This window comes from Chitinophaga sp. YIM B06452, assembly GCF_039655965.1.
Classification (GTDB): Bacteria; Bacteroidota; Bacteroidia; order Chitinophagales; family Chitinophagaceae; genus Chitinophaga.
Map to the genome: position 1 here is coordinate 405942 of NZ_JAWLKY010000003.1, position 13376 is coordinate 419317.

10 protein-coding genes are annotated in these 13376 nt (G+C 43.3%); 6 read left to right on the forward strand and 4 right to left on the reverse strand.

Annotated elements, in window-relative coordinates; genetic code table 11:
* Positions 1-556: 556 nt before the first annotated feature.
* The gene (locus tag R3I13_RS18520) at positions 557-1693 is read right to left on the reverse strand and encodes a FecR domain-containing protein (protein ID WP_346319450.1); all 1137 of its coding nucleotides are present in this window, start codon (positions 1691-1693) and stop codon (positions 557-559) included.
* Positions 1694-2263: 570 nt separating this feature from the next.
* On the opposite strand from R3I13_RS18520, the gene R3I13_RS18525 reads away from it, so the two are divergent.
* From R3I13_RS18525 to R3I13_RS18535, 3 genes are all read left to right on the forward strand, one after another.
* Complete coding sequence (locus R3I13_RS18525; protein ID WP_346319451.1) at positions 2264-2854, forward strand: sigma-70 family RNA polymerase sigma factor; 591 nt, start codon at positions 2264-2266, stop codon at positions 2852-2854.
* Between the two features lie 162 nt (positions 2855-3016).
* A complete protein-coding gene (locus R3I13_RS18530; RefSeq protein ID WP_346319452.1) occupies positions 3017-6562 on the forward strand; it encodes a SusC/RagA family TonB-linked outer membrane protein in 3546 nt (1181 codons plus the stop codon).
* A gap of 11 nt (positions 6563-6573) precedes the next feature.
* The gene (locus R3I13_RS18535; protein WP_346319453.1) at positions 6574-7950 is read left to right on the forward strand and encodes a RagB/SusD family nutrient uptake outer membrane protein; all 1377 of its coding nucleotides are present in this window, start codon (positions 6574-6576) and stop codon (positions 7948-7950) included.
* 403 nt (positions 7951-8353) lie between these two features.
* Here R3I13_RS18535 and R3I13_RS18540 read toward each other — a convergent pair whose 3' ends face one another.
* Positions 8354-8632, reverse strand: coding sequence for a hypothetical protein (locus R3I13_RS18540; RefSeq protein ID WP_346319454.1), 279 nt, complete (start codon positions 8630-8632; stop codon positions 8354-8356).
* A 648-nt stretch (positions 8633-9280) separates the two neighbouring features.
* On the opposite strand from R3I13_RS18540, the gene R3I13_RS18545 reads away from it, so the two are divergent.
* Entirely contained in the window at positions 9281-9796 is a 516-nt protein-coding gene (locus R3I13_RS18545; RefSeq protein WP_346319455.1) for a hypothetical protein, read from the forward strand.
* A gap of 25 nt (positions 9797-9821) precedes the next feature.
* Positions 9822-10646: a PoNe immunity protein domain-containing protein gene (locus tag R3I13_RS18550; protein WP_346319456.1), complete on the forward strand. Its 825-nt coding sequence runs from the start codon at positions 9822-9824 to the stop codon at positions 10644-10646.
* A gap of 245 nt (positions 10647-10891) precedes the next feature.
* Here R3I13_RS18550 and R3I13_RS18555 read toward each other — a convergent pair whose 3' ends face one another.
* The gene (locus R3I13_RS18555) at positions 10892-11422 is read right to left on the reverse strand and encodes a hypothetical protein (protein ID WP_346319457.1); all 531 of its coding nucleotides are present in this window, start codon (positions 11420-11422) and stop codon (positions 10892-10894) included.
* A 268-nt stretch (positions 11423-11690) separates the two neighbouring features.
* Between R3I13_RS18555 and R3I13_RS18560 the strand changes: the two genes are divergently transcribed.
* On the forward strand, positions 11691-12278 hold the full coding sequence (locus tag R3I13_RS18560) for a hypothetical protein (RefSeq protein ID WP_346319458.1): 588 nt from the start codon (positions 11691-11693) through the stop codon (positions 12276-12278).
* Positions 12279-12422: 144 nt separating this feature from the next.
* On the opposite strand, the gene R3I13_RS18565 is transcribed toward R3I13_RS18560, so the two are convergent.
* Positions 12423-13334: a hypothetical protein gene (locus tag R3I13_RS18565; RefSeq protein WP_346319459.1), complete on the reverse strand. Its 912-nt coding sequence runs from the start codon at positions 13332-13334 to the stop codon at positions 12423-12425.
* Positions 13335-13376 lie beyond the last annotated feature (42 nt).

Genomic DNA, 13376 nt, shown 5'->3' on the forward strand with positions numbered 1-13376 from the left:
CAAGAGGTGAACGAAAAAGCAGGATCGTCTTTTCTCAGCTGTACTATTGTTTTCTGTAGGAATCTGGATGCAAAGAATAAAGTAGGCATGCCGGGTGGCCCCTGGAGCTTTCTTTACGGGAATGTGGTGATCTTCAGATGGTGCTAGACTAGAGGAGCTTCGAAGGATATGACCAACTGCGATATTATTTCAGGAAGGTTTTACTAAATTTATATCAGCGAAAATTTCGCAAGCTTACTAGATACATTTTTAGTTTTTAACTTTTAATGGTTAAAATTCGGCCCGGAGCTGTCAAGCTTTGGGCCCGTTTATTTATGGTTGGGATGTAATACTGGTCGTGTTTCAAGTATAAGTTACCTCCAGTCAGAGGTTAGCGCTATCCCATTTCATTACGGCCTGGCTTCCCAATTTTTTGTACGGCCTTGGGTGTGAGGGGGCCGAGCGTCGGAGGCTACTGAGAGGAAATTACTGGAAGCCTGTTGGTTGCCTTCTCCTGTAGCGGAAGGCGTCTGAAAGCGATGGAAATGAATGGAGGATTGAAAAGTTTGCTTGTGAACTACTTGCAATGGAGCTCGCCGTTGGCCCAATAGAAAGTAACGTCCTCGGTATCGTTGATTTGCTGTATGAATTTGTCGATCGGTTGATTTCGGAAAAGTTTCCCGCGAAACTCCGTTTGTGCAGCCTGGGGATTATCGATTATCAACTTAAGGTCAAACCATCGTTTCAGCATAATGCCTACTTCTGCTATGGTGGCATTATCAAAATAGTGAACACCTTTTCTCCAGCTTAGGGTGTTCAGCTGATCGAATTCCTTGTTTTCAGTTAATAAGCCATTTTGTGCGATGACTTCCGAGCCAGGTTTTAATTCAATGGTTTTGGTGCCGTTCGACACCGCTACTTTACCTGAAATCAGGGAGGTGATTACTTTGCCGTGGTTATAGGCATTGATGTTGAATTCTGTGCCTAAAACGCGAACCGGTCCGGCAGAGGTATGTACGGTAAATGGCCTGTTCGCATCAGGTGCGATCACAAAATAGGCTTCGCCATGATCAATAAATACCTCCCGGCTTCCCTTTGCGAATTCGAAGGGAAAACGAAATTTTGTTGTACTGTTCAGCCAAACCTTTGTACCGTCTACCAACTCAATTTGAAAGTCCAGTTTGGCTGGGACGCTGAGCGTATTCAGGCCAGTGAGCGGTTTTTGTCCGGCCGTCGAAAATGTTAAACTACGATTATTGTTATTTAGTGGAATGGCTCCCGCCACCACCTGCTGCCTACCTGTATCCTCCATGGCGATGGACTCGCCGTTTGCCAGGACAAGCACGGCTTTATTCTCCAGGGAATCTTGAAAAGAAGCAGTAAGAGGTATCGAAGTTTTTGAGGGAATGAGGATGATCACCGCTGCGAAAGCCGCCGCGACCGCTGTCGCAGAAATGCTTACCGTCTTAACAATTGTCTTTCGTCGTTTTAATTTCGCAGCGCGACGGTATACTTCAGCCAGCGCAACTTCGTTATTCAGCTGGCCGGCAAATGCTTGTGCCTCTTCCTGGGAAATTCTCCGAATTTCATCCTGCACTGCCAACAGCCTGCTGTCATTCGCTATCATGGCATTTAACGCCTTCTCCTCGTCAGGCGTTAATCCATTGAAGTGTTGCTTGATTAATAATGTATATGCGTGGGTATCGTCTTTCATCTTTTATAAGACGCAAAGCTACCCCTTTCAGGGTGAAAATTCCGAAAATTCAATTGTTAATGGTCGTATCCTGTGTGGAAGATCGGCCAGGTCGGGGAGTCTTAACCTTATCCAATACACCTCTTTGGGATTTTATTTCTTACACAATCTTGTTTGTAACCCGTTAACAAAGTTTAATAATACCCGAGAGCTATTTTAGGGTGGTAAACCGTTTTTTTTATATTGAAACTGGCCCTTCCAAACGTATTCGGGAACTGAATAGAAGGGATGCAGTGCGAGAAAAAAAGGGTGAAAAATTGCTTTTGATTGCAGTATTTTATCAATTTTACTTCCATATAACTATAATTGTTTGCAAATCGTATTGGTTCAAGCAAGTTTGTGTTCAAATTATGATGCTTTTTTTACTCGCTTAACAAATTCTTAACCTGAAATAGGTAGGTTTTTTGCATTTTTGACCCAGCGAAATGCTTTACATATTGCTTGCTACTTTTGTACGATTGAAACTCTCGCAATTATACTTAAGTCATAGATCCACTTCCCTTTTTTGTTAGCTTACTTAATGCGACCTGCATGAATAATAAATATTATATTTCCCGGCTTAGGGCTGGGGACAAGGCGGTATTTTCAGAGCTTTTTAATGAATTCTATCAACCGCTAAGTAAATACGCTTTCACAATATTAGGGGATGGCGATGCGGCGAAGGATGTCGCCATGGACGTATTCACCAAACTTTACGCTGACTCTGCATTATGGGCTAGAATTGAAAATGTCAGGTCCTACCTTTTTATCGCGTTGAAAAACCGCAGCCTTGAGTATATACGGAAAAATAAAAAGTGGGTCAGCGCGGTAGATCTGGAGTCTGAACTTTTGAATTTATCGGAAATGCCAGAAGCCTATATGAAGTATGATCAGGAAGAACAACATGATTTGTGGGAAAAGCTTGAGCTCTTGCTATCAAAACTTCCCCGCAAGCGACGGGAAGCTTTTAAGATGTATTATTTACTAGACATGACCTATACCGAATTGTCCACTGCCTTAGGATTGCCTAAACGTGGTATAAATACAGTCAAAACGCACCTTTCCCTGGCCAGGCAAGACTTACTGAAATGGAGACATCTATTGCGTTTTATTCCTCTGCCCTTAATGTTTTATTTGTCATAAGTTAAGCGGATTTATCAACCAACGCGCTGCATACAGCATGAGGTCGTGCAATGAACTTTTTTAGAAAAACCTTGTTGCTGGTTTCATACAGTCAACGGGGCCAGCGTCTTTATTATTTCCATAATGCGTTCGAGATCCTTTTTAAGCTAAATACTAACCAAAATGAGAATACACTACCCTCTCCCTTGGAAGGGCATGTGGATGTTTTTATGTCTACTATTTGCCTTTTATCATCAAGCTGATGCACTGGATGATTCTACTAAAATCACATTACGTGTTAGTAATCAGCCAATTGAGAGCATTTTTAAGGAAATCGAAAAACAAACAGGTCTTACCTTCTATTACAGTAAATCCACACTGGACGGCAACAGCCTGGCGTCGATCAATATACAAAGGGGCACGCTTCCCGATGTCATGAGCATTTTACTAAAAGGGCGGAATATCAACTGGCGCATTCGCGACAACGGAATTGTGCTCAGCAGGGCTACCGGCGCGAATAGCTCGGTAAACTTAACCGACACCATTCCCAACATCTCTATTTCAGGCGTTGTCACTGACCCACAAGGAAGACCCATACCATCGGCAACAGTTTCAGTAAAAGGCCAACCCCGAGGGCAGGGTACCGACAATAACGGTAAATTCGCTTTCTACAACATACCTTCGAATGGAACCCTTTTCGTCTCTTCCATTGGCTACGAAACCCGGCAAATAAAAATCGCTAACCGTGCATATATTCGGGTGGTGCTGGATTCGCTGATCAGGGATATTGACGCGGTTGAAGTAGTTTCAACCGGGTATCAGAACATTCCCAGGGAACGAACAACAGGCTCCTTCTCTCATATCGATAACAAACTTTTCAACCGTGCTGTTTCGACCAATGTTATGGATCGGATCTTGAATGTGACCAGCGGGCTATACAACAACCGTACATCGAAAGGAAGAACAAATATCAATATCCGTGGCATCAATACGATACTTGCTGTTGCGCGTCCGCTTATTGTGGTCGATGGGTTTCCCTATTACGAGGGAGATGAATCTGGCCCCGGATTGGCTATAATTGAAAATATTAATCCAAACGATGTTGAATCCATTACTGTGTTGAAAGACGCAGCGGCTGCTTCCATTTGGGGCGCGCGAGCCAGCAACGGAGTCATTGTTATCAATACCAAGAAAGGCGCGTATAATAGAAAGATGTCCGTTCAGCTCAATGCGAACGTAAATGTCATTGAAAAGCCGCAAATACATCAGCAAAGTCTAGTGAGTTCTGAGGATGTTATTGCATTTGAACGGCAGGCCTTTTCCACTGGGTTCTATGATATCAATAGCCCGCCTTTCCCCTCCTGGTATAACTATCCGAGAGTGCCGGATGCAGTGGAGATTTTAATGAAACAGCGCAGTGGTGAAATTACGGAAAGTCAGGCTAACGAGCAGTTAGAGCGGCTTTCGAGAAATGAGATTCGAAGTGACGTTTCTCGATACTTAATGCGGACAGCCGTCAACCAGCAGTATAATGTCAATGTGAGTGGCGGCTTTGATAAAGCCTCCTATTATGCATCAATAGGGTATGATCGAAACGCAGGCAATGAAAAAGGAAGGCTGGATGATAGAATCACTTTTAAAATGACCAACACGTACCGGCCGATACTAAATTTGGAATTTGGCTCGTATATTTATTACACCCAAGCCAATACCTTCAATAACTCCCTTTCATTTTCCGATTACATCCCAAACGGCAGTCCGTCTGCGGTTTCACCCTACAGCAGACTGGTCGATGATAATGGGCTACCCGTCCATATGAGTACCAGCAATCAGAATATTCGCACTGCATACCTCGATACCCTTTCATTACCAGGTATGGTAGACTGGCACTATAAGCCTTTGGAAGAACAGCGGATCTTGGATAATACGGCAAAACTCAACAGTACCCGATTGGGGGGCAACGTTCGATATCGGATAATTCCAGGATTAAGTGTGGAAGTATTGGGGCAATATGAACGTGCGACGACCAATGAAGAAAATTTTTATAGCCTGGAGTCTTATACTGCCAGGAATATGATCAACACTTTTTTGAACTACGATTTCAACGGCAATCCAGTTTACCCGGTTCCCCTGGGTGGTATCCTGGACCAGGGAACCGCTACCGAGACAAGCTGGAATGTACGAGGCCAGTTGAATTTTAACAAAGACTGGGGGATTCATAATCTGGTAGCCATTGCCGGCGCTGATGTTAGGGAGTCCAATTATGATTATAACCGGTCTAGAAAATATGGGTATGATCCTAATACTTATACTTACAGTACGCAGATGGATTTTAATACGAATTTGAATATTCGCCCAGGGGAGGGGTTTATGAGTAGAATACCGGACGGCAGCCTGCTGGAGGGTAGTCTTAGCCGGTACAAAAGTGCGTTTTCAAATTTCGCCTATACTTATAGAGAAAAGTATATGCTTACTGGAAGTGCCCGCGTTGACGAGAGTAACATGTTAGGCGTAAAAGCAAACCTGCGTAGAAAGCCACTGTGGTCAGCTGGCGTAGGATGGAATATTGCGCAAGAAGACTTCTTTCCCAGTGAAGTGATCCCGCGGCTCAAACTGCGTGCGACCTATGGATTTAATGGGAATATTAATAATAGGGCGACCTCCTATGCTTTAATTCAATACATGCCTAGCGGCTTTTTTTACGGGCGCCCTACATACGCAGATTTAACAAGTCCTCCCAATCCCGGGTTAACGTGGGAGAAAATGCGGGTTATAAATTTGGGAGTTGACTTTGGATTAAAAAATGACCGTATCTCTGGGAGCATAGAATATTACGCCAAGAAAGGGACGGATATGATCAGTCAAGTAAGAGCAGACAGAACAACCGGGGCTAACCGTTATCTTGGCAATTTTGGGGCGATTAAAGGGAAAGGGTTAGATCTTACTTTGAATGGGCTGGTATTGGATAGAAAGGTAAAATGGAAATCAACCTTGATTCTTAGTTTCAATAGATCAAAAGTTGTTAAATACGATTTACCCAAGGAGCAGTTAGAGAATCCTTCCATTTATTTAAGTGGGGAGGCTCCCATTGTCGGCCGGCCAATGTTTGGAATTTACAGTTACAAGTGGGCGGGTTTAGACCCGTCTACTGGCGATCCCAGGGGCTATGTCGCTGATACCATCGCTCGTTATGATGTAGTGCTCAGTGGGAAGAATACGAAGCCTGAAAACCTTCACTACCATGGCCCCGGATTACCCACGGCATTTGGTAACTTTCTGAACACCGTATCCTATAACGGCATATCGCTTTCTTTTAACATCACTGGTTCATTCGGACATTATGTTCGAAGGAGTTCCATAGATTATAACACACTTTATTACTATGGCGGTGGACATGGTGATTATGAAAAAAGGTGGAAAAAACCTGGAGATGAAAAAACTACGAATGTACCTTCCATGCCCGGTAATACGGATAACCGCTATGATTTTTATGGAAATTCCGAAGTTCTGGTCATGAAGGCAGATGTCATAAGGTTGCAAGATGTGCGCCTTGACTATTCGTTGGGCATGTCGATACTTCGAAAATTGAGACTAAATGCAGCTTCCGTTTTCTTATACGCTACCCAGCTTGGAAAAATATGGGTTGCCAATGACCTGAACCTGGATCCTGAAGCTCAAAATTTTCCCTTGAGTAAAAGTATCGCGTTGGGAATAAATATTGTGTTCTAAAAACAACCAAAATGAGTACTTCAAAAATAAACGTTTTATCGGGTGTCTTTTCGATTTTTGCCTGCTTGATGTTTTCATCCTGCGGTAAGGACTGGATGGAAGAAAAAGGTGACAAGAAGACGTCCACCATTGCCACCGCCCAGGACCTACAGGCCTTACTGGACAATGGAGTCAATCTCAATATTAATACAACGCCCCTGGGACCCGAAATCGCAGCAGATGGACATTATATTACAGAGGCAACCTGGAATCGGTACCGTGGAACCATTAATCAGAATCGCTACACCTGGACAAATGCCATTTTATATGAAACCGTGACAGACTGGAATGGTCCTTATTTCGCCGTCCTGAACTGTAATGTTGTTTTAACTGAAGCGGAGCGGTTTGCTGGCGATGCGCGCATACCCAACATTAAAGCACAAGCGCAATTCTTTAGAGCGATGGCTTTTCTGAACCTGGCGGTAGCTTATGCGCCAGCTTACAAGGAATCTTCAGCTGGAAGCGACGTAGGAATCCCCATTCGGCTAAGCGATGATGTCAATGAACCTTCCGTGCGCAGTAGCGTTAAAAAAACGTATGAGCAAATCCTGTTCGATTTAAATGCTTGCATCAATAACCTACCCACGGTGGCGCCGGTAATTACACAGCCATCGAAACCGGCCGCGTTAGCGTTGCTGGCGAGAACCTATTTGTATATGGGGGACTACAGCAATGCCGGCAAGTACGCTGATCAATGCCTGCAGCTGGCGAATCAACTTTTGACCTACGATTCACTACCGGCAGGAAAGGGTTTTATTGGTGTTAATAAAGAGGTCTTATTAGTGTGTCTGGTTCCAGCGGCGCGGGAAGTCACCCGCGACTATTTGATTGACCAATCACTTGTCGATCTCTATGAAGAAAACGATAAGCGCCGATCGCAGTTTTTTGTCCAAAGAGGCGGCGGCTTCCAGTTTATCGGTACATACGGGAATTCTGGCAGTGATCTTTTTGCAGGGGTGGCTGTTGATGAAGTTTATTTAATTCGCGCTGAATGCTATGCAAGAGAAAATAAGGTTGAAAAGGCGATGGAGACCCTGAACAATTTGGTCAGAACGCGTTATGCAAAAAAGGAGGATGGCACGACCACCTATGTCGATCAGACTGCCGTTGATAAAATTGACGCATTAAGGAAAATATTCCTAGAGAGGCGTAAGCAACTAATATTAAGAAACATTCGGTGGGCTGATCTTAAGAGGTTGAATCTTGAGAGCGAGTTTGCGATCACCATTTCCAGATCGATAGCTGGACAGACGTATACATTGGAGCCCAATAGCTACAAGTATAATTTCCCCGTTCCGGCTGAAATAATTCGTGCATCCAGTATCCCCCAAAATCCGGGATGGGAATAACAAACACCGTCGATTATTACGAATCTCTGAGACCCGGTTGGGATAAGCGGGGCTCAGAGATTTTTTTTACAGGTCGGGGTAGGAAGAGGGTGGCCATTTTATTTGAGTTCTAAAAGCGCCGTTGTTCAACAGAAACCCTGGCAAGCTTTGGACCGTCGGGTTCTGATGTGTAGATATTTTTTCCCGGCAGAAAAAGATTGAGGCTATTGGATACATACTTCTTTCTCGACATATGAACTTGGCCCTCGTGGTTAAAACCTGAGAAATGGCTACCCCTTTATTGTGACGATGCTCGTGACCGAGGTACTTTTCGGCCGGTGCGATAATCGCACGGCCTTAATAGCATTTGCGAGGTAAATTTAGTGCCACGGGGATTCGTTCTAAGCCAGCAGTTAACTTGGTATTACGCTTTGCTGGCGGCAAACGGGTATCGCTGATCCATTTGGAGGGGAAGGGCCATAGCCGCCGCCCGGCAGAACGTTGCGATGCCCTGCTGCTTGGTCAGGGGCAGTTCATGATAATGTGCGCCAGGTAAAGGTGCAATTTCTTCAAAACGTCCATCGCTATGCACGTTATCCCAGCCCGTACGGACTATCTTGAAATCCGAACCCGAATCGGCATTACGTCTGCAGTCCGTTTCGGTTAAAAGGCGGATAGCATGGACAAACTGATCCGGTTGCACAGACACTGGGATATTACTGGTGTCATTTTGGCTGGCACACCGCAGATTTGGTGATAAGACATCATAATACCACCTATTCTATTTTCGAAATAAAAACTTCCTTTAATCTACGATTCAACGTTCGCGATGCCTTAGGCCAGCTCCTGGACTATGCCTGCTGGTACCCGGGGCTTACAATGGAACGTCTTGAAATTATATCAAAGGAACAGATGAAAGGATGGCATCAAGCGTACTTCCGCCGCATACAAGAGGTGCTTTCGATTCCACTTCATTACTGGTGGTATGAAGAAGCGACTGGCAAATTTCATGTTGGATGAGGATGTGGTATAAGAAGATTCAATTTTGAAGGTGCTTTCAAATCGTTGTACCAAGCTGAGCGGTATGTCATGCTGTTCCTTTTTTTAAGTCATACTAGGAGAAATTGTCGTGAGTGAAAGGTATATTTGTTTTAATCATAGGAATAGCAAAATGAGAAGGCCCCGGAAATATGCATTTGTAATGATAAGGTCAATCAGCATGTACAGTAGTACGCTTCGTCGTACGACGATGACTCAGAAGTCAATGATCTTTTGGGTTATCATATGCTTAGGTTACGTAACATTTATTAGCTGTAATCATCGATCGGGAAGGGCTAAAGCACCCGTGTCAATGGCAGCACAGGATACGCCTGTCGGCCCGGTGAATGGCGGTCTTTCCTCGGAAATCCTGGTGGACGAAAGATTTCTGGGGTTTCTCAACGAATTTAAAGCCGCGGTGGTTCAAAAGGACGTTGTTAAGGTACAATCGATGATTTCCTTTCCGCTGCCCACTGCCCCTAAACCATCGGATGACGGGCTGACTTTAGAGCATGACAGCTCTTCAACGGATAAAATAAAACAGCCGGAGTTTATGGAGCATTATGGTGCAATTTTCACCAGCGATATCTTGCGGTTGTTGCCAATGGCTTCATTGGACAATATCGAGGTGATCGACGATAATGCAGATGACTATTACCGGCGCCTGCAGTCGCGGACTGATAGCGGCAAAGTGATCTATGAAGTGTATATACAGTATCCTGAGAAGAACGAAACCGCGGACTCTTTTTTCGGCCTTGTCTTTGGCCAGGTCGAAGGGGAGTTCAAGATGATTAGCTATTATGCCAAATGGCCGGTGGTTTCTGAATAATGGGTTCACTATAACTAAATTCGACATGATAAGAGATCACTTTAAGTCACAACAGTATTTTGGGAATTTAGTGGCCAGGCTGCAATCTTCATTGAATGAGAGGCGGCGGTCCATGGCAGAAAGAAAACAGCCGTATTTCAATGAATACTACGTGTTGGCAGATGGCTTAAACGACTATATTTCCCTGGGGTATTCATTCGGATGGCCGGTTGCACAGCTGGTTGCACCAGGTAATGAAATGCTGAAAAATTACACGCTATCCATAGATCCTGATGTGGATTATTCTGATGGCGGGGGGCTTATCTACGCTGATCTTCTCGAAATAATCGCAAAAGGTGTGCTATTAAATGCCAACGATGCGCTAGGTGATCTCGCCGGTAAACTGAAGGCCGTTGGTTATCACGATTATTTAATCTCGTTTCTCCTCCGGTTTGCAGTTCCCGCAATAGAGTTGATGCCTCAGCTGCAATGGTCACAGGATGTAGCTTGCCTGAAACTGCGGGAGATAACATTGTCCGAAAGGGCTACCGCAAGTGATAGTTTGATGGACTATCTTCAAAACTATTTCTACACTTCCGACAACCTGGAAGATGATTACGGCTCCCATAAAAGGAATGATAATAGCTATACAGGCTACTGGAGCTTCGAAAGTGCGGCCATTGCAAAAATAATGGGTCTTAACGATGATTCACTTGAGAACCATCCATACTACCCCTACGATCTGCGACATGGCGATAACAGATCTATTGATAATTTCCCGTCGCTGAGCGAATTTATGCCGGTTGCCGAACAACAGAAGCGAGAACCTATCGACTTGAAGGTCAGACGAAGTTGGTGGAAATTCTGGTAATTTAAGTCAGAAGGGGTACCGGGGATTTTAGAATTATAAAATGTAAAAGACTGAATTTGATCTTGCGATGGTCAAATTGCCGCTAGGCTTTAATCTTACAGGTGTCATCTACTCATAGCTATACTAGGACGGGGCAATCCTCTACAAAATCGCACACCTGCAGTACCATTTGTAATTTATTTTACTCGATTTTATTAGATTCATTAATTGAATATATCTTTAAGAGATAGCTGGCTACCACCGTCTTAATTTTCTCGATTGCTATTCAAAATGGGCGTCTCACCAGCATTTTCACCCAAATTCATTCCAGAAAACTTGTTCGCGATTTTAGTAATCACTTTATTAAACTCCGCCCTATAATCTTCCTTTTTACGGAGGCTCTGTATGTACTGCTGCCGATCCAATTCGGATATTTCATAGAGATACGCGAAATGCTGATCCAATTCAGCAGCCAATTTATGGAAGTTCTTGTTCTCCACTGATGGAAGTATCCCGTGACGAAAAGATCGATTTTCTTCCGCGAATTCACGCCATTGAAGTAATTGCATCCAGAGCAGATCGATGTCGGTTTCTAATTTTTGAACATTCTCTTTGAGTGCCTGGGCCTTTAATGCCAACTTTTCCGCTTCAGCTTGATAGTATTTTGCGGTCGAATCACTGTGCCTTCGAAAGTAGGCGAGCCAATAGTTTTTTAAAAATAGCCTCACTAATACGATAGCGATAAGTACAATGCCAGTGAGTGCGTAAATCGAGGGAATAGTAATTGCAGTCATCATAAAAATTTATTTAGCTTTACTTTATCAGACTTGTCAATTGAATGGACTTTCAAGGAAACACTACCGAGTAAAAATAATAAGAAATCAGAGATTGTAAGAGTATATTCTAACTCGTAGTCATAAATTTTATGACCCAATAATGACTGTTACATTTAAAATATCTTACCTGTACCTACGGTGATGTTAGTTCTCCCTGTAAACCCATCTCAATTGGTGCTTTGATCAACTGCAATAATTTTCTATGAAAGACTGGCATCTCTAATTATCAATGATTAACAAGAAAATTACAAAGTCAATTTTAGCTATTTCCAAAATTGCCGGCAATGTTTATTTACAGCAAAGGATCTGTTCTGAAGAACTTAATATACTTGCAAAACCAATAGCGCCTATGTCATTCTACGAGATTGAGATTTCCCTCGCTATACTAGATCAGGAACTCTTCGGCATCAAACGCCGGGTGAATTTATTAATCAATTACACTCCGCTCACTGGGAAAAATAACGACTTAAATACTTATCGGGATCAGTTAGCGTTAGCCAACCGTGTTATGAAGCCAATGGCAGATCTTCGATACCTGGCAACAGATAAGCGGCTCTCTGAATCCGCCCTTGTGAACCCTTTTAATGTTATTCAGAATTACAGTGGCTTTAAAGATCGGCTACATGAAGTGCAAACTCTTTTGATAACCTTAGACGAGCATGTACAGTGGTTTTGCCAGAACAAAAAAAATCAAATCGAATTATTGGAAAATTGGGACGAGACATTTTGCTTTTCTGAATGGGCGGAGGCCATTGAAAACGCAATATCGGAGCTTACTTTTTTTGCTGAGTTTTTTGAAGTCTGTTTCAGTACCTGAAATTTTATCGGCTTGGATTGGAAAGCTGTAGCTTTTTTCAAAGGAGGCGGGATACGTACCTGAATGGGACTCAGCATGGCATACAAAAAATCCGGTAGTTCCTGATGCAACCCGAACGAAGCTTGTTTGAGAATGGAACCAAATTTATATCCGTGGACCCCTATTTCTGTCATCCAATTTTCTGGCTTTTAAATTATAACCTTTCTTTTGATACGGGTGAATTGGGATCAGCTCCCGTTTTGAGAAATTAGGACCGCAACGCTGAAGGCGGTAATGAAATTTAACACCAAATCCCTCTGTGATTATCGTTTTGTTCCAGTTGATATCAATCACCCTGATCGGGAATGTCTCCTGGTTTAACAAATTCGCGGGGGCTTTTTTTACGCCATGTTTACTTTTGGGTTTTACCATTATTTCTTCTACTTCCGCCAGTTTAATGAAGGTGATTAATTGAAAGAACAGTTTCCGGGAAGCCGCATCAAAATCCAAAAAGCTTTCTTTTTCCTGCTTAAGATCATAGTAGTCTTCCATTTCTGGTGTAGAAATTTCCTTACTGCTCAGGTCCATGTTAAAGAAACTATACCGGATTGGTTTTGATCCTTTATCTGATTTATTTCCAGATGCCACCAACGCATTTATTTTTGATCCGATCTTATTATAGCGGACAAATTTATCCCCAAAGTTCAGTTGCTTTTTTCCGTCTGGAATTGGAGCGAGCCATTCTAAGTCAAAGGGCTCTTTTACTTTTATCTTCTGGCAATGATCCAACACATTTTTAGTGATGTAAAATTGGTGAATATCTTTTTCACTCAATAACTCACTGACTTCCGTTACATCAGGGACTTCCAGCGCGATTGGGTCGTATTTATTTACGAGGTGCTCGGCGCGCTCGCGACTAACGCCAAGAAGTTCGCCGAGCTTGATCAACTTTTCTTCTGTCCTTCTTTTTTCCTCGAAAGCCCGTATCGTTAACCACGTTGAAAAATCGAGTACTAGAAAGTCTTTGAATGTATCTGTTGAGGAGAACTGTATTCCAAATAGGTGCTCAGATTTCATGCTCTTTCATTTCCTGAAAGATGACATTTAGACTGCAGCTAA